Origin of the sequence: Acinetobacter baylyi DSM 14961 = CIP 107474 (assembly GCF_000368685.1) — a bacterium.
GTDB lineage: Bacteria > Pseudomonadota > Gammaproteobacteria > Pseudomonadales > Moraxellaceae > Acinetobacter > Acinetobacter baylyi.
In genome coordinates, this window is sequence record NZ_KB849626.1 from 282,919 (window position 1) to 300,274 (window position 17,356).

At 43.1% G+C, this 17,356-nt stretch carries 14 protein-coding genes; 13 read left to right on the top strand and 1 reads right to left on the bottom strand.

The window, feature by feature from the left end:
• Window positions 1-70 precede the first annotated feature (70 nt).
• The 8 genes from F952_RS05530 (at window position 71) to F952_RS05565 (ending at window position 9,471) form a co-directional block, all read left to right on the top strand.
• Window positions 71-1,063, top strand: coding sequence for a sulfate ABC transporter substrate-binding protein (locus F952_RS05530; RefSeq protein ID WP_370458625.1), 993 nt, complete (start codon window positions 71-73; stop codon window positions 1,061-1,063).
• Window positions 1,064-1,440: 377 nt separating this feature from the next.
• On the top strand, window positions 1,441-2,352 hold the full coding sequence (gene rsmH / locus F952_RS05535) for a 16S rRNA (cytosine(1402)-N(4))-methyltransferase RsmH (protein WP_004923689.1): 912 nt from the start codon (window positions 1,441-1,443) through the stop codon (window positions 2,350-2,352).
• A gap of 9 nt (window positions 2,353-2,361) precedes the next feature.
• Window positions 2,362-2,694 carry a cell division protein FtsL gene (ftsL, locus tag F952_RS05540; protein WP_004923691.1) on the top strand — a complete coding sequence of 111 codons (333 nt, stop codon included), beginning with the start codon at window positions 2,362-2,364 and terminating at the stop codon, window positions 2,692-2,694.
• A gap of 10 nt (window positions 2,695-2,704) precedes the next feature.
• Window positions 2,705-4,543 (top strand): penicillin-binding protein PBP3, encoded by a 1,839-nt coding sequence (ftsI, locus tag F952_RS05545; RefSeq protein ID WP_004923697.1) that lies wholly within the window; start codon window positions 2,705-2,707, stop codon window positions 4,541-4,543.
• 10 nt (window positions 4,544-4,553) lie between these two features.
• A complete protein-coding gene (locus F952_RS05550) occupies window positions 4,554-6,050 on the top strand; it encodes a UDP-N-acetylmuramoyl-L-alanyl-D-glutamate--2,6-diaminopimelate ligase (protein ID WP_004923700.1) in 1,497 nt (498 codons plus the stop codon).
• Between the two features lie 8 nt (window positions 6,051-6,058).
• Window positions 6,059-7,465 carry a UDP-N-acetylmuramoyl-tripeptide--D-alanyl-D-alanine ligase gene (locus F952_RS05555; protein WP_004923703.1) on the top strand — a complete coding sequence of 469 codons (1,407 nt, stop codon included), beginning with the start codon at window positions 6,059-6,061 and terminating at the stop codon, window positions 7,463-7,465.
• Window positions 7,466-8,584, top strand: coding sequence for a phospho-N-acetylmuramoyl-pentapeptide-transferase (mraY, locus tag F952_RS05560; RefSeq protein WP_004923704.1), 1,119 nt, complete (start codon window positions 7,466-7,468; stop codon window positions 8,582-8,584). It abuts the gene before it with no gap.
• A gap of 65 nt (window positions 8,585-8,649) precedes the next feature.
• Window positions 8,650-9,471, top strand: a complete 822-nt coding sequence (locus tag F952_RS05565) for a putative RNA methyltransferase (RefSeq protein ID WP_011182767.1) — start codon at window positions 8,650-8,652, stop codon at window positions 9,469-9,471.
• Between the two features lie 12 nt (window positions 9,472-9,483).
• On the opposite strand, the gene ponA is transcribed toward F952_RS05565, so the two are convergent.
• Window positions 9,484-12,042 (bottom strand): penicillin-binding protein PBP1a, encoded by a 2,559-nt coding sequence (gene ponA / locus F952_RS05570; RefSeq protein WP_004923711.1) that lies wholly within the window; start codon window positions 12,040-12,042, stop codon window positions 9,484-9,486.
• Between the two features lie 165 nt (window positions 12,043-12,207).
• Here ponA and F952_RS05575 point away from each other — a divergent pair, with 165 nt between their 5' ends.
• Genes F952_RS05575 through F952_RS05595 form a run of 5 tightly spaced genes read left to right on the top strand, consistent with a single transcriptional unit; the run spans window position 12,208 to window position 17,351 of the window.
• The gene (locus F952_RS05575; protein WP_004923715.1) at window positions 12,208-13,269 is read left to right on the top strand and encodes a pilus assembly protein PilM; all 1,062 of its coding nucleotides are present in this window, start codon (window positions 12,208-12,210) and stop codon (window positions 13,267-13,269) included.
• Complete coding sequence (locus F952_RS05580; RefSeq protein WP_004923716.1) at window positions 13,266-13,904, top strand: PilN domain-containing protein; 639 nt, start codon at window positions 13,266-13,268, stop codon at window positions 13,902-13,904. Before F952_RS05575 ends, F952_RS05580 begins: the two co-directional genes overlap by 4 nt.
• Window positions 13,901-14,638 carry a type IV pilus inner membrane component PilO gene (locus F952_RS05585; RefSeq protein ID WP_004923719.1) on the top strand — a complete coding sequence of 246 codons (738 nt, stop codon included), beginning with the start codon at window positions 13,901-13,903 and terminating at the stop codon, window positions 14,636-14,638. The genes F952_RS05580 and F952_RS05585 overlap by 4 nt, the downstream gene beginning before the upstream one ends.
• Window positions 14,638-15,162: a pilus assembly protein PilP gene (locus F952_RS05590; RefSeq protein ID WP_004923726.1), complete on the top strand. Its 525-nt coding sequence runs from the start codon at window positions 14,638-14,640 to the stop codon at window positions 15,160-15,162. The genes F952_RS05585 and F952_RS05590 overlap by 1 nt, the downstream gene beginning before the upstream one ends.
• Window positions 15,163-15,221: 59 nt before the next feature.
• Entirely contained in the window at window positions 15,222-17,351 is a 2,130-nt protein-coding gene (locus F952_RS05595) for a type IV pilus secretin PilQ (protein ID WP_004923730.1), read from the top strand.
• Window positions 17,352-17,356: the final 5 nt, after the last annotated feature.

The following is a 17,356-nucleotide window of genomic DNA, read 5'->3' on the forward strand; positions in this document are numbered from 1 at the left end:
ATTGTAAATTTATTTATTTTTTATATATTTAAAATAGGGTACATAATTTGAGCATATATCAGTGAAAAAAATATGGGGTGTAACGTTTGCGATCTTGCTAGGCTTTGGAGCGGGGACTGCCAACGCAGCGAAAGATTTTTTAAATGTGTCCTATGATCCGACACGTGAATTTTATCAAGAATATAATCAGAGTTTTTACACTTACTGGAAAGGCCGGACAGGTCAGGAAGTCGATTTTAAGCAATCTCATGGCGGCTCGGGTAAGCAAGCTCGTGCGGTTATTGATGGTTTACAAGCGGACGTTGTGACATTAGCACTTGCCAATGATATTGACGAAATTGCCAACGCAGGTTTAATCAAAAAGAACTGGCAAAAGGATTTTCCCAATAATTCGGCTCCCTACACTTCAACTATTGTATTTCTGGTACGAAAAGGTAATCCCAAAAATATTAAAGATTGGAATGATCTGACCAAGCCGGGTGTCGAAATTATTACACCAAACCCGAAAACTGGCGGAGCACCAAGATGGATTTATTTGGCGGCATGGGGATATGCATTGAAGCAGCCAGGTGGCAACGACAGCAAAGCCAGAGAGCTGGTTAAAAAGCTTTATCATAACGTGAAAGTTCTTGATTCTGGTGCAAGAGGATCGCTGACCACCTTTGCAGAACGTGGTATAGGCGATGTGCTGTTATCGTGGGAAAACGAAGCATTGTTGGCAACACAAGGTCCGGGCAAAGATAAATATGAAATTATTTATCCTTCGATTTCAATTTTGGCAGAACCTTCCGTTGCAATTGTGGATAAAACCGTTGACCGCGATGGAAATAGAAATCTAGCCAAAGCTTATTTAAACTATTTGTATTCGCCACTTGGACAAGAATTGGCTGCCAAATACAATTTTAGACCTCGTAATGCAAAGGCGGCTGCCAAATACGCGTATAAGTTTCCAAAGCTTAAACTGTTCACCATTGGAGATGTCTTTGGTGGCTGGGCCAAAGCACAAAAAACGCATTTTGTGAATGGTGCGATTTTTGATCAAATTTATGCGGAAAAACCATAATTTAAATTGAATCCATTAAACACGAATTACAACTTTGCGATTCGTGTTTTTCTTTCATGATGAAATCTAAATGAGCTTTATATGTTTAAAGCTGACTTTGAAAAATCAGAGAGCTTAAGGGGGAGGATTTATATCTGGAGATGTTTTAATCACCTTTTACAGCATTAAACGATTTAACTTCAAACTAAGAAAGTGAAACTCAGACTCAACCATAACTAGATTTAGAAGTAAGGTTGATTTAAAGCTAGACAAAAAAGAAAAATAAAATGGATTTATCGATGAAAAGTAATATTTCCCTACAAAAAGACGTTTGGAGCTTTATTAAAACAAGGTAATAATGTGCAGTTAAATTTTTAACATTTTTTGACGCCTTACCTATGTCGCATATTTCTGTCTTACTTCACGAAACTGTAGATGCCTTATTGGCCAACCGCGACACAGGAATTTATATTGACGGCACTTTTGGCCGTGGTGGACATACTCGCTTATTACTTTCAAAACTTGGATCAGACGCGCAAGTATACGGTTTTGATAAAGACCCTCAAGCATTGGCTGTTGCTCATCAATTAGAACAAGAAGATCTACGGTTTAAAATTATTCATGCCAGTTTTGCCGATATACAAACAGAACTTGAACAGCGCGGTATTACACAGGTCGAAGGTGTCATGGCTGATTTGGGGGTCTCTTCTCCGCAGTTGGATCAGGCAGAGCGTGGTTTTAGTTTTATGCAAGATGGTCCACTCGATATGCGTATGGATAATTCACAGGGAAAAACTGCCGCAGAATGGTTATTAAGTATTGAAGAAGAAGCATTAGCAAATATTATTTATCAGTATGGTGAAGAGCGTTATAGCCGACGTATTGCCCGAGCAATCAAACAGGCAGGTGCACTTGAAACCACAGCACAACTTGCTGAGTTGGTAAAAACTGCTCATCCAAAATGGGAAAAGCACAAACATCCTGCAACACGTACATTTCAGGCGATACGCATTGCGATTAATAAAGAGCTTGAAGATATTGAAATTTTCTTGCCTCAGGCGGTCACATTATTAAAGCCAGAAGGTCGTCTCGCAGTAATTACTTTCCACTCGCTTGAAGATCGTTTAATTAAGCAGTTTATTCAAAAAGAATCGACTTTACCTGAAGATTCTGGCTGGGGACTACCTCAAAAACAAGTTGACTCAAGACGTTTAAAGAAAATTTCCCGTATACGGGCCAGTGAAGAAGAAGTAAAAGCTAATCCTCGTTCACGTAGTGCATGGCTTCGTGTGGCTGAACGTTTAGTATAAAGGCAAATCATGGACAAGAACGAAAAACTTGGAATATCTGAACCGTCACCTGTAAAAAGAGTTGTGGTGTATACAGTGATGGTTTTACTGGTATTTTGTAGTGCAATCATGGTGGTGTTTCAGGTATTCGAATACCGACATGATTATCGTGAGTTGAGTACATACATGCGTGAAAAAGATGATCTGAATGCCGAATGGGGGCGTTTGCTGATTGAGCAACAAACCTTTGGTGCAACAGCGCAAATTGGTTCACGGGCAGTCACCCAGTTACGCATGTTTTCACCTCCTGCGGCACAAACTGCCGTTATTTCGTTGCCAATGACCCCTGAGCAAAAACACTAAGGCCTGCTGTATGATAGACAAGCGAATCAAGCAAACAAGAAAAAAACAGCAATCTATTTCTGAAAAGCCCTCATTGGCTTTTGATATGTGGCGTTTCTATCTGCTGTGGGGCGTTGTACTTCTATGTTTTGTGGTGTTGATTGCGCGTGCTTTTTATGTGCAAGTGATCAATAAAGATTTCCTGCAAAATAAAGCCAATGCCAATATCTTAAGAACAGAAAAGATTAAGGCAATGCGTGGTGTCATCAGTGATCGTCACGGGGTTCCTTTAGCAATTAGTACGCCTGTGATGAAAGTGGTGATTGATCCGCGCGATTATTTTGAAACCAAAAAAGAATATGATGATATATCGGCAGAACTGCGCAAAGATCCAAATAATCGTAAGCTTAAGCGTCAATTACCTGATAAAAATCTGAACCTGGATGAACTTGCAGATGCTGTAGGTATGGACCGTGCGGAATTGAAAAAACAGATGTATGCTCGTCCGCGTTCACGTTATCTTGTACTACAAAAGGAAATCCCACCGCAGCAGGCAGATTTGATTCTAAAACGTAATTTTCAGGGTGTTTATACCGAGAAAAATTACAAGAGATATTATCCGCAACCACAACCCAATGCACAAATTATTGGCCTGACTAACAGTGAAGGCGTTGGTGTCGAAGGTTTGGAAATGCAGTTGAATAAGCAGCTTTCGGGTGTGGATGGCGAGCAGAAAGTTATCCGTGACAAGCGCGGAAACCGTCTGAAAATCTCGGAAGTGATTCGAGAAGGTGAGCCTGGCGAAAATATTACCCTGAGTATTGATTCACGCTTGCAATACATCATGTACCGCGAGTTGACGGCAGCAGGGGTTGCCAATAATGCTCGTTCTGCTTCAGCCATTGCGGTGGATGTTAAAACAGGCGAAATTCTGGCCATGGCCAGTTGGCCGTCGTATAACCCGAATGACAAAAATGGTTTGTCCAATAAGGATGCCATGCGTAACCGCGGTGCCATTGACATGTTTGAGCCAGGTTCAACCATGAAGCCGTTTACAGTGTCCGCAGCCTTAGAAAGTGGACAGTACACGCCCAATACCATTGTAAACACGTCACCAGGTTCGATGCGTCTTGGTTGGCATACCATTCGTGATACGCATAACTACGGCGCTCTTACTTTAACAGGCGTTATTGTAAAATCCTCAAACGTCGGTTCGGCAAAAATTGCGCTGTCTTTACCCAAAGACGCATTACCGACTTTCTATAGACGGGTTGGATTTGGACAGCGCTCTGCGGTTCACTTTCCTGGTGAGAGTGGTGGTCTGATTCTGCCAAATAGTAAGCTTACACCTTCTCAGATTGGTACGATGGCATATGGCTATGGTTTAAACGCCACAATTCTTCAGTTGGCGCAGGGTTATGCCATGTTGGCCAATCATGGTGTAAAAATGCCGCTCAGCTTACGTAAGCTGGATGAACCCCCTAAAGGTGAGCAAGTATTAAACCCGAAAATTGCCGATCAGGTACTTAGTATGCTTGAGCAAGTGACGATGCCAGGTGGAACCGCCACACAAGCGAATATACCTGGTTATCGTGTGGGTGGTAAAACAGGAACTGCGCATAAATTACGTCCAGATGGTAAGGGTTATGCACAGAATCAATACCGTGCCTTATTTGCGGGGGTTGCACCTGTGAGTGATCCGCGTCTGGCAATGATTATTGTGGTGGAAAATCCGCAAGGTCGTTATTACGGTGGTTTGGTCGCTGCGCCTGTCTTTACACGTATCATGCAGGAATCTCTCAGACTGATGAATGTGCCGCTGGATAAGCCCCTAGATACACCAAGCAACCCAATTTTAAAACGCCAGTAAGAGGTAAGTGATGAGCGTCTCATTTGAAATGATCTCTGCGATTGATGCAGCGATTGAATGGCGAGATCAGCCTTTTCAGGGATTTTGCCTCGACAGTCGATATATTCAGAAAGATCAGCTTTTTATTGCGCTAACCAGTTATTCACAACCCGAAAAAACCCGAATTTTTGCAGAGACAGCACTGGCTCAAGGTGCGCTGGGTATCATCAGTGAGCAGCCTTTAGGGCTTGAGCGTGAGTGGGTTTGCGCTGATGTGCGTCATCGAATGGGGCAATGGCAGAAAAACTATTTGCAAAAAACAGAGCCTGTCAATGCTGCACGAATTATCGCAGTTACGGGCACCAATGGAAAAACCACCATTTCGCGTTTGGTTGCAGAATTACTGACCTTACAGCAGCAGCGTTGTGCGGTCATGGGAACCACAGGCAATGGTATTTTACCGCATCTTAATCCATCAACACACACCACGCTGGATGCTTTGCAATTGCAAAGCGCCTTGCATCAATATGTAAAAGAAGGTGCACGTTTTGCATCTTTGGAAGCCAGTTCTCATGGCTTAGAGCAAGGGCGACTGAATGGCTGTGACATTGAAATTGCGGTTTACAGTAATTTGAGTCGTGATCATCTGGATTATCATGGCACTTTAGCGGCCTATGCAGAAGCCAAATCACGCTTATTTGCTTTTAAATCTTTAAAGGTCGCCGTGATCAATCAGGATGATGCATATGCTGAACTAATGAAAGCAGTAGCAGCTCAAAACCCAGCCCAGCCTCAGATTCTGACTTATTCGCTTACACAGTCTGCGGACTATAGCGTAAAAGAATTACAATACAGCTTGTCTGGTGCTCGATTTATTCTGGTGGGCCCAAAAGGTGAGTATTTGGTTGAAAGTCCATTGCTGGGTCATTTCAATGTTGAAAATCTAATTGCCGCGCTGATTGCAGCCGAGCAAGCTGGTTTTGCGCTTGAAGAGCTTGTAAAAACTGTACCGCAATTAATTGGGGCACCAGGTCGTATGCAAGTCATTCGGGATCAGGATCGACTTTTTGTTGTGGACTATGCGCATACACCCGATGCTTTGAATCAGGTACTTAAAACATTACGTCGTCATGTACAGCAGCAATTGTGGGCAGTGTTTGGGTGTGGTGGAGATCGCGATCGCGGCAAGCGTCCGCTTATGACGCAGGCCGCTTTGAATGGCGCAAATCCTGTCATTTTGACCTCAGATAATCCTCGTACTGAAAACCCAAAGCAGATTTTTGCGGATATGAAGACTGGAATCGATTTTTCACACCATCAAATCTATGAAATTCACGATCGCCGAGAAGCAATCAAATATGTGGTTCAGCATGCACAGGCAGGCGACATTGTGGTCATTGCGGGTAAAGGACATGAAAATTATCAGGAAATCCAAGGTGTTCGTCACTGGTTTGATGATGTAACAGAAGTCCAGTCCGCTATAAATACACAAACTCATTCAGTTCATTCTGCGTATCCTGCACATTAGGATTTTTTATGCATACTTCTACAACCAGCACGGTTCCTTTAGCACCGTGGGATGCTTCTCAGTTACAACAGGCAACGCAAGGCTACTGGCATAATAATCGCCAGCCTGAAGGCACGATCAAACGAATTTTGACAGATTCGCGTCATGCAGAGGCGGGAGATGCATTCTTGGCGCTCAAAGGTGAACGTTTTGATGCGCATGATTTTGTCGCTCAGGTGGTTCAGCAAGGTTGTCAGGTTGCGATTGTGGAACAACCATTAGATGTAGATATTTTTCAACTGATCGTATCAGATACACGTCTGGCACTTGGTGCTTTGGGCGCGTATCGTCGTCAGCAATATCCAAAGCTTCAAGTAATTGCCTTAACTGGAAGTAGTGGTAAAACCACAACCAAAGAAATGCTGGGAAGTATTCTGTCCCGTTTGGCTCCAACTTTGGTCACACGTGGAAATCTGAATAATGATCTGGGTGTTCCCATGATGCTACTTGAGTTAAGGCCAGAACATCAGTATGCAGTTATGGAGCTGGGTGCCAGTCATCAGGGAGAAATTGACTATACCTCAAAACTGGTTCAGCCTCATGTGGCGGGTATTTTAAATATCGGAACAGCACATTTGGGGGAGTTTGGAGGGCGTGATGGAATCTGTCGGGCTAAATCCGAGATTTATCAACATATTGCAGTAGATGGAACCGCAATTTTACCTGCAGATGATGATTTTACCGACCAAATCAAACAGGCGATTCAGACTCAAAAAATGCTCAGTTTTGGTCAGGATGGTGAGATTTACGCGACTTCTGTCGTGCTGCATGCTCAATCGAGTGAATTTGACTTACATACACCTCAAGGTCAGGCACATCTCAGCTTGCCATTTGCAGGTGAGCATAATGTACAAAATGCACTCGCGGCGACTGCTTTTGCGCTCGCGATTGGAATCGATTTGAATAATATCGTGCAAGGGCTTTCAGCGGCACAAGGTGCAAAAGGGCGTTTGAACTTTATTCAGCACGGTCATCATCTATTTATTGATGATACCTATAATGCCAATCCTGGCTCCATGCGTGCTGCTGCGGGGGTGCTTGCTCAGCAAACTGGAATTAAAGTGATGGTGACGGGGGACATTGGTGAGCTCGGAGATGCCAGTATGCTGGAACACACCCAACTGGGGCATGATCTGGCAAATGAGCAGCTTGACTATATTGTTGCGGTAGGAGAATTTGCTGGGGCGATGCAGCAGGGTGCTGCGAGCAGTGATCATCCAGAAAAATTGAAGGCATTTACCACTCAGGCCCAAGCACTTCCTTTTTTAATTGAATTAATTCAACAACATCAACCCCAGTCCATGAGTTTCCTGTTTAAAGGTTCTCGTTATACCCATATGGAAACGTTGATGGCTGACTTGATGGAGAAACTTTAAATGCTGTTATGGTTGTTTGAACATCTATCGGGCTACAACAGCTCGTTCCAAGTTATTCGTTATTTAACATTACGTTCATTGCTAAGTATTTTGACGTCACTTGCAATTGGCCTAATGCTTGGTCCGGTGATGATTCGTAAACTTCAGGCATTAAAATATGGTCAGGCAGTCAGTTCGTTTGCACCTGAAAACCATGCCAAAAAAATGGGTACACCAACCATGGGTGGCGTATTAATCCTGATGTCGATTGGGATTAGTACCTTACTCTGGGCCGATTTATCCAACCCTTATGTCTGGATTGTACTGGGTGTTATGGTGGTGTTTGGTGCTGTGGGCTGGGCCGATGACTGGATCAAGATCCGTTATAAAGATAATGCTGGCTTGCCTGCTCGCAAAAAGTTCTTCTGGACATCGGTGGCTTCGCTTGGGGCGGGTATTTCATTGTATGTGATTGCCCAGAATCAACCCAATCCAATTCACACGGCAAACATGCTGGATTTATTAATTCCATTCTTTAAAAATTTGTCGATCCCACTTTCGGCTGTGCCACTTGGAATTGCTTTTATTATTTTCACTTATCTGGTGATCAATGGTGCCTCCAATGCAGTCAATCTCACCGATGGTCTTGATGGCCTAGCAATTATGCCCATCGTGATGGTTGCTGCAGGGTTGGGTGTATTTGCCTATTTGGCGGGTGACATTCGTTTTGCCAATTATCTGCACATCCCTTATGTAAAATATACGTCTGAGCTGGTGGTCATCTGTTCTGCCATGGTGGGTGCAGGTTTAGCATTCTTATGGTACAACGCACACCCTGCACAAATTTTTATGGGTGATGTTGGTGCGCTGGCACTCGGTGCGATGTTGGGTACCATTGCGGTCATGGTCCGTCAGGAAATTGTATTTGCGATCATGGGTGGCGTATTTGTAATGGAAGCAATTTCAGTTTTCTTGCAAATTGGTTCATTGCGCATGCGAAACAAACGTGTATTTCTGATGGCGCCTTTACATCACCACTATGAAAAGCAAGGCTGGAAAGAAACACAGGTCGTGACCCGTTTTTGGATTATTACGATTATGCTGGTGGTTTTGGGTCTAATGACTTTAAAATTACGTTAAGTTAAGCTGTCACTATATAATTGAAGAAAGCCGGCCACGCCGGCTTTTTTATTAGGAAAATGATGATGAATGTGTTGATGTGCCCTGTGTGTCGTGGTGAATTGGCATTACAACACGCCACTTGGCGTTGTAAACAAGGCCATAGCTATGATGTGGCAAAACAGGGTTATGTAAACTTGCATGTGGTGCAGCATAAGCATAGTAAGACACCTGGTGATACACCTGAATCTGTTCAGGCACGCCGTGAGTTTCTCTCTGGTGGGTTCTATCAGCCGTTACGTGATGCAATTGAGGCCCAGATATCCGCATTGAAGGTAAAAACGATTCTAGATATTGGTTGTGGTGAAGGTTATTACACCGATGCCATGCAAAAGCATGCGAAGGTTTGTATCGGTCTGGATATTGCAAAAACAGCCGTACAGCGGGCTGCCAAAACCAATGCTGATGTGACATGGGTGGTGGGTACAGGAGCGATCTTGCCTGTTCTTGATCAATCGATGGATGTGTGTAGCAGTCTTTTTAGCCCCATTCCCAAAGCAGAAATTTTGCGGGTGCTGAAGCCAGAAGGTCATCTAATTGTTGTGACACCTGCACCTTCGCATCTTTATAATTTGCGTGCAGCGCTGTTTGATGAAGTTAAACTGCATGAGCCAGAAAAATTTGTTGAGCAGTTGAATGATGGCTTAGCATTGGTGCAACAACACATGGTGGAAAGTACCTTTGAACTTGAGCAGGCGCAATTAAAAAATTTGATTGCCATGACGCCTTATGCTTACAAGGCTAAACCAGAAAAACGAACAGAGATAGAAAATCAGTCTTGTATAAAACTGACCGCATGTTTCCAGATTTATATCTTTCAAAAAATAAAAAAACAGCCATCAATTTGATGGCTGTTTTTTTTATGTCACTTGATTAATCAATCCTTCCAGTGCATCGCCTCGTTTGGGCGTCTCATTTTTCTTTGGTGAGGATGGCTGTTGCTGCATACTCGGCGGCTGGCCCTGAGACGGTACCAAAATTTCTTCGCCTGGTAAATCAGCAAAGTCACTGTCTGGTGTGCGTGCTGGGGTGACCGGCGCAGGAACATATAATGGACGTGCTAAAGGTGGGGATGCCTGATCATCTTCACGATTCTGGATTTCAATGGTTGGCTTTTCTCGTGAAAGTGGTGCTTTCGCATTTTTATCAAAACGAACCCAAGCCGATGGCGTGCCTTTTAAAGACTGATCCATAAAGTTGGTCCAGATTGGAAGTGCCGCAACTCCCCCATATTCACGTCGGCCCAGTGTTGTTGGCTGGTCAAAGCCTACCCATGCTACCGCAACCAATTTGCCATTAAATCCTGCAAACCATGCATCTTTGGCATCATTGGTTGTTCCTGTTTTACCGCCTAAATCATCACGTCCAATTTTTAGGGCAGCACGTCCTGTACCATGCAAAATGACATCACGCAGAATATTGGCCATATCGTAAGCAGAGCTAGATTTCAGGATTCGCTGTGCCTGACGATAGTTGTTATTGTCTGGGTTGGTTTTTGCTGGAGATACAAGAGTTTTCGCTTCATCTAAAGACTGGTTATTGACCTCAATCACTTCATCATCAGGCGTTTGTGGCTTGATTTCTGTTTCGGTATTGTTTGTTTCATTAATACAAGGAATGCACGCATACTCTGGCTTGGTTTCAAAAATCACATTGCCATAAGCATCTTCAATCCGACGAATAAAGTGTGGCTGAATACGATAACCACCATTGGCAAAAGTGGCATAACCTGTTGCCATCTGGATAGGTAAAACCTGTGGTGTTCCAAGGGCAATGGTAAAGTTACGTGGAATTTGATTTTCCTGTAAGCCAAAATCCATGAGTAACTGACGTGCACGTTCGACCCCAACACTTTGCAGTAAGCGTACAGACACCGTATTACGTGATAAATATAAGGCACGGCGCAGGGGAATCATGCCCAGATAACGACCATCTGAGTTTTTAGGCGACCAACGCCCAATACTGATTGGGCTATCGTTGACCATGGTATAAGGTGTCATGCCGCGTTCGAGTGCCAGGGCATAAATAAATGGCTTAATAGTTGAACCAGGTTGACGCCAGCCTTGTAGGGCACGGTTAAATTTAGATTGATAAAAGTTATATCCACCTACCAATGCTTCGATTGAACCATCATTTGGATTAAGTGCGATTAATTGCCCTTGTACTTTAGGAATCTGAACCAGAGACCATGCACTTTTATCGCCATTTGGACGTAGACGGACAATGTCTTTCACTTTTACAATTTGAGAGGCACGAGAAGGAGACTCACCGACACTATTTGCATTACGATAGCGTCGTGCCCATGACATACCTGACCAAGGCACCGTCACGGTTTTACCATCTTGCATTAAGGCATCAAAGCTATTGTTTCCAACCTTAATTACTTCGGCAGGGAAGGTATTTGCATAAGGAATAAAATTGCGCAATGGTTTGTCGTGTGCTTCTGCACCACGCCAGCCATGACGTCGATCATAGGCTTCGAGACCATCTTGTACCGATTGCTCGGCATATGCCTGACGCTGGCTATTGATTGTGGTATACACTTTATAGCCTGAATCAACAGCCTGTTCACCAAATTTTTCGACCAGTTCGGCACGAACCATTTCCCCGATGTACGGATAACGGTTACTTACACCACGATCTGGCATGTCTAGGTTAATCGGTTCTGCCACGGCTTGCTGGTATTGGGTTTGATTGATATAGCCCAGTTGTAGCATTCTTCCCAGAATCCAGTTACGGCGCTCTAGTGCACGCTCAGGATTAACCACAGGATTGTATTTTGACGGTGCTTTCGGTAAACCTGAAATCATGGCCATTTCAGCAATACTAAGCTGATCGAGGGTTTTGTTATAATAAATTTTTGCAGCGGCAGCGATACCATACGCATTTTTGCCTAAGAAAATTTTATTGACATATAGGCTTAGAATTTCTTGTTTGGTTAAATTCTGTTCAATTTTCCGCGCAAGGAAAATTTCGGTCAATTTACGTTTGAGTGTTCGCTCAGGTGATAAATAATAATTTTTAGCCACCTGCATGGTAATGGTTGAACCACCTGTTTGTACATTTGAACCAGTCACTGTCTCGCTTAAGGCACGCCCCAGACCTTTGAAGCTAATTCCGCTATGCTCAAAAAAAGAAGAATCCTCTGCTGCCAGAAAAGCATGAATAAATGTTGGTGGAATCTGGTTGTATTCAACAGGCACAGAAAGCTTACCACCATACTCAGCAATCAGCTGGTTATCCGAGGTGTATACTTGTAATGGTTTAAGAAGTGGCGCTTTCTTGAGCGAGCTCATTTCAGGAAGTGAGGGTGCAATGTAAAGATACATGCCGTAGAAACCCATTGGAACTGAAACAAGTACCATGAGTATCAACAAAAAAAATGGGTGAACACGGCCCGAACTGGATAGCTTTTTCATAACAAGTGGGTTTTAATAAGAGCGAATAGCAAACTAATTGTCGGTCAGTATATCCTTTAGAAATACGGATTGTTAGATGAGTTATTGTATCCGTATAAAATTAATGACCTAAATGGATTGGTATGCTGTTTTCTTGGGGATAAAAAAATAATAGGACATCGTATCGTGCTCAGGTTATATCGTAGGCCAAAGAAGGGGTTAGTGGGAGTCGATATTAGTTCGACTTCTGTTAAAGTATTAGAGCTATCTGTAAAGAATAATCAGTATCGTGTTGAGAGCTATGGTCTGGTGCCGTTGCTTGAAAATAGTGTTGTAGAAAAAAATATTCTCAATCCAGAAGCGGTTGCAGATGCACTCACGCGTTCAATCAATCTGGCCAATCCCCAAGCTATCAATGCAGCGATTGCTGTTCCTACTTCTATGGTCGTACACAAGATTATAGAGATGGATGCAGATATGACCGATGATGAAAGGGAAGTTCAGATCCGTATGGATGCTGAGCGTTACATTCCCTTTCCTCTGGATGAGGTCAGCCTAGATTTTGAAGTGATGTCAGAGCCTCTTGCCAATCCTAATCGCGTGAGTGTTTTAATTGCTGCAACCCGTACAGAAAATGTAGATACACGTATTGAGGTGCTTGAGCTGGCAGGGTTGACACCAAAGGTCGCAGATGTGGAAAGCTATGCCATGGAACGCGCATTTAGCGTATTTGCAGATACGCTGCCTATGGGCGTAAATACCGTCGGTATTTTGGATATTGGACATACCATGACCACCCTGTCTGTGATGCAAAAAGGAAAAATCATCTATACGCGTGAGCAGGTTTTTGGTGGTAAGCAGCTTACTCAGGAAGTTCAAAAACGCTATGGCATGTCTTATGAGGAAGCTGGACGTGCGAAGAAGGACGGTTCTTTACCTGAAGATTTCACTCAGGAAGTTTTTGAGCCTTATTTGGAAGCCTTGGTCCAGCAAGCGGCACGTTCTTTGCAGTTTTTCTTTTCATCTTCGCAATACAATGAAATTGACCATATTTTATTGGCAGGAGGCAATGCAAACATTCTAGGATTATCTCGGTTATTACAGCAAAAGCTTGGTTATCGGGTGACGATTGCCAATCCATTTTTACAAATGGAGTTTTCGCCTCAGGTCGATATTAAGAAAGTCGAAAATGATGCTGCTTCACTCATGGTCGCTTGTGGTCTGGCTCTGAGGAGTTTTGATGAATGACAAAAATTAACCTGCTTCCGTGGCGAGATAAGCTGCGAGAAAAAAGAAAAAAAGAATTTCTGGTATTTAGCATATTGGTTGGGTTGTTGGGTTGTGCTGCAGTATTAATGGGATGGTTCTATTTTGGGCATAAATTAAACGATCAGGAACAAGCAAATCAGCTCATCTTGACGACTAACCAAGGATTAGATCAACAATTAAAATCACTGGATGGCCTGCAACAGCAACGGAATGCCATTGTGGAGCGGATGAAACTCATTCAAGGTTTACAGGCTCAGCGACCAGTCACTGTTCGCCTTATTGATGAATTGGTACGTGTTACTCCGAGCAATATGTATTTAACTAAATTTACCCGTACAGGCGATAAGTTTACCATTGAAGGTAAAGCTGAAAGTCCGAATACTGTGGCCGAATTATTACGCAATCTTGAGGCATCAGCATGGTATCGAAATGCCTTTATGAACTCGTTTCTGGCAGCAGAAGACAATAAGGATAAAACCCCAAGTTCTGTTGTGCCACGTGTCGAGGCGGGCTACGGCAGTTTCTTGGTGAGTGTCGATCTTGGTGAGCTAGGAACTTCTCTCGCGACATCGGATCAACCTCAGACTCCACCTACTGCGGGAGTAAAACCATGAAACTTGATCAGCTTGATAAAACCCCAAAAGAATCTGGCCAACCTAAGAAAAAACGCATGAATGTTGAAAAATTCTTTCAACAATTCAATATGCTGGATATGAGCAATTACGGCAGTTGGCCGCTCTCAGTCAAGATAACATGCTGGATTTTTATTTTCTTTCTAGTCTGTGCGTTGGGCTACTTTGTGGTGATTCGACCTCAGCTTGACGATATTCAGACAGCGCAGGCGCAAGAAAAAAATCTGTTAAATGAATTTCGCGAAAAACAGTCCAAACTTAGAAATTTACAACAGTACCAACATCAGCTTGAAGAAATGCGTGCGAGCTTTAATCAGCAGCTCACACAACTTCCCAAAGAAAGCGAAATTCCTGGATTGGTCGAAGATATTAATATGACAGGCGTAAATTCTGGTCTGAAATTTAAGAACATTCGTCTTGAAAATGAGGTTAAGCAGGAATTCTTTATTGAGCAACCCATTTCAATAGAGGCTACCGGGGATTATCATGCCTTTGGTGCCTTTGTGAGTGGTATTGCTGCATTACCTCGAATTGTGACCTTGCATGATTTTGTAATTGAAGCCAAACAGAGTAAAGAGAAAACCGATATTCCAGAAGTTGATTACGCTGTGAAAGCGAAAACATATCGTTACATTGGTGTCGATGAGCAGGGCAATGCATCAGCTGTTCAGGCCAATACCTCAACGACAACTCCTGCACAAGGAGGTACACCATAATGAACAATAAAATTTTGTGGTTGGGTTTAGTTATACTTGGGCTTTCAGGGTGCGACTCCCGTATAGATGCTATTCATCAGGAGATGGCGACTATTCGTAACCAGCCGCCATTACCTATTGAGCCAGCGCCTGTATTTATGCCTGTACCCAGCTTTCAATATTCTGCAAGCCAGTTGAGAAATCCATTTTTACCAAGTTCATTGGCTGCCGAGCTTAAGATTATGTCGGGTAAACGCGTCTATCCGAACCTTGCGAGACCGAAACAACCTTTAGAAAGTTACGCACTAGAATCTCTGACCATGAAAGGTAGTATGCGTAAAATAAATGCACAAATCATGGCATTGATCCAGACACCAGATAATGAAATTGAACGCGTACAGGTCGGCAACTATATAGGGTTAAATTATGGACGAATTATTCGAATTACCCCTACGCAAATTGATTTAATGGAAATTGTACCAGATGGACATGATGGGTATATCGAACGACCTCGAAGTTTGGTCTTAATTGGGCCTAAGCCTTAAAGTATAAAGGGATAACAATGAGAACAGATTTTAACGTTTTTACGACTGGGGGAGCTCCGATGAAACAGATCATACGTCAATTTTCGATCGGGACAGTTGCTTATGCCATCATGCAGGTTGCAAGTGCTCAGGTTGCAATCACTAACGTGGTTCCAATGAATATTCCAGGACAAGGCACAGAAATTCGGGTCATGTTTAATGGATTGCCGCCTCAGCCTCAAGCCTATCAACTTGAGCAGCCAGCGCGTCTGATTCTGGATTTTGATAAAGCAGGTCAGAAGCTTGCAAAAAGCTTGATTCCTGTGACCACTAATGAAGCTAGCTCAATTGATGTTAGTTCGGATGATAAACGCGCCAGAGTTGTGGTTAATCTAAAAGATGCTGGCGCATTCACCACACGCGTTGAAGGCAATGTTTTCATTCTTAAAATTAACAATATTCAATCGACTGCAACGCCTGTTGCAACGTCAGCACCTGCGCCTCAGCAGGGCATTGGTAATATCGGTTTTCAGCGTGGTGCTCAAGGTGAAGGGCTGGTTGTTATTGATTTGCAAGGAACAAATACGCCTGTTGATGTGCAGCAACAAGGCAGCAAAGTGGTGGTGCGTTTCCCAGGAATCAAAATACCCACACATTTAGCTCGTCGTCTAAATACAACTGATTTTGCAACACCTGTTGCTTCAATAGATTCCTATAATGATGGCAGTAATGGGGTTATTTCCATTCAGTCTACGGGTAGCTACGAATATATGGCCTATCAGGCTGAAAATAAGCTCACCATTAGTTTAAAACGTCCGCAGGATAATGTACGCCTCAATTCCAAAAACAATCAGAATTATACAGGGAAAAAGATTTCTCTAGATTTTCAGGATATTGAAGTGCGCCGTGTACTACAGCTACTTGCAGACTTCACCAATATTAATATGGTCACTGCCGATTCTGTACAGGGTAATATTACGTTGCATCTTAAAGATGTACCTTGGGATCAGGCACTGGATATTATTTTAAAAACAAAAAATCTGGATAAACGCCGTAATGGGAATGTGATCTGGATTGCGCCTGTTTCAGAGTTGATTAAATCTGAAGAAGATGAAGCGAAGGCAATTGCGCAAAGTACCAAGCTTGCACCGCTACAAACTGAATATATTTTATTGAAATATGCTAAAGCTGCAGATATTGAAAAGTTAATTACCCAAGGGCGTAATAGTGGTACATCCAATAGCAATACGAATGGCAGTGCGACTGTTGAACCTTTAGGCGATAGTGTTGGAACTTTGCTGAGTCCAAGAGGAACCATTTCCCTTGATCCGCGAACCAATACCTTAATTATTAATGATACCTCACAAAAAATTGACCAGATTCGTAAGATGATTGACTTACTGGATATTCCAGTCAAGCAGGTGATGATTGAAGCACGGATCGTACGTGCGACGACATCTTTTAGTAAAGAAATGGGTGTGAAATGGGGGATTTTATCTCAAGGTATCAATCAAAATAGCAATCTGTTAGTGGGCGGGAGTGAAACAACGCTTTGGAACTTGCGTAACCCTGATAGTAACGGGACGTATACGATAGAACGTCCAGACAATCTGAATGTGGATCTTGGTGTGACCACCACAGGTGCAAGCAGTATTGCCTTTGGTTTGATTAGTCTTTCTGATTTTATGCTGGATTTAGAACTTTCTGCGTTGCAGGCAGATGGATATGGTGAAGTCATTTCGACACCTAAAGTCATGTCGGCAGATAAGCAAAAGGCTAAAGTTGCAACCGGTGTTGAAGTTCCGTATCAATCAACAACCAATTCGGCTGCTGGTTCAACGGCGACAACATCATTTAAAGAAGCATTACTCAGCCTTGAAGTAACACCTAATATTACCCCAGACGGCAAAATCTTGATGGAACTCAACATTGCCAACGACTCAATTAACAGTTATGCCCAAAATGGCGAAGCGATTTTAAATAAAAATACCATTAACACCAATGTGCTGGTGAATAATGGCGAAACTGTAGTATTGGGTGGCGTATTTGAGCAAACAACCAACAATGCCGTGACTAAAGTACCATTTTTAGGTGATCTTCCTTACGTTGGACGCCTATTTAAGAAGACGGCCAAAAGTGAGGCAAAAAATGAGCTGCTAATTTTTGTGACGCCTCGAATAGTTAATGACACTATTGTTGGAAATCATTAATATAG

Coding starts and splice junctions, on each gene's coding strand:
- rsmH (WP_004923689.1), top strand. CDS start 1,441: ATGTCGCATATTTCTGTCTTACTTCACGAAACTGTAGATGCCTTATTG.
- ftsL (WP_004923691.1), top strand. CDS start 2,362: ATGGACAAGAACGAAAAACTTGGAATATCTGAACCGTCACCTGTAAAA.
- ftsI (WP_004923697.1), top strand. CDS start 2,705: ATGATAGACAAGCGAATCAAGCAAACAAGAAAAAAACAGCAATCTATT.
- F952_RS05550 (WP_004923700.1), top strand. CDS start 4,554: ATGAGCGTCTCATTTGAAATGATCTCTGCGATTGATGCAGCGATTGAA.
- F952_RS05555 (WP_004923703.1), top strand. CDS start 6,059: ATGCATACTTCTACAACCAGCACGGTTCCTTTAGCACCGTGGGATGCT.
- mraY (WP_004923704.1), top strand. CDS start 7,466: ATGCTGTTATGGTTGTTTGAACATCTATCGGGCTACAACAGCTCGTTC.
- F952_RS05565 (WP_011182767.1), top strand. CDS start 8,650: ATGAATGTGTTGATGTGCCCTGTGTGTCGTGGTGAATTGGCATTACAA.
- ponA (WP_004923711.1), bottom strand. CDS start 12,042: ATGAAAAAGCTATCCAGTTCGGGCCGTGTTCACCCATTTTTTTTGTTG.
- F952_RS05580 (WP_004923716.1), top strand. CDS start 13,266: ATGACAAAAATTAACCTGCTTCCGTGGCGAGATAAGCTGCGAGAAAAA.
- F952_RS05585 (WP_004923719.1), top strand. CDS start 13,901: ATGAAACTTGATCAGCTTGATAAAACCCCAAAAGAATCTGGCCAACCT.
- F952_RS05590 (WP_004923726.1), top strand. CDS start 14,638: ATGAACAATAAAATTTTGTGGTTGGGTTTAGTTATACTTGGGCTTTCA.
- F952_RS05595 (WP_004923730.1), top strand. CDS start 15,222: ATGAAACAGATCATACGTCAATTTTCGATCGGGACAGTTGCTTATGCC.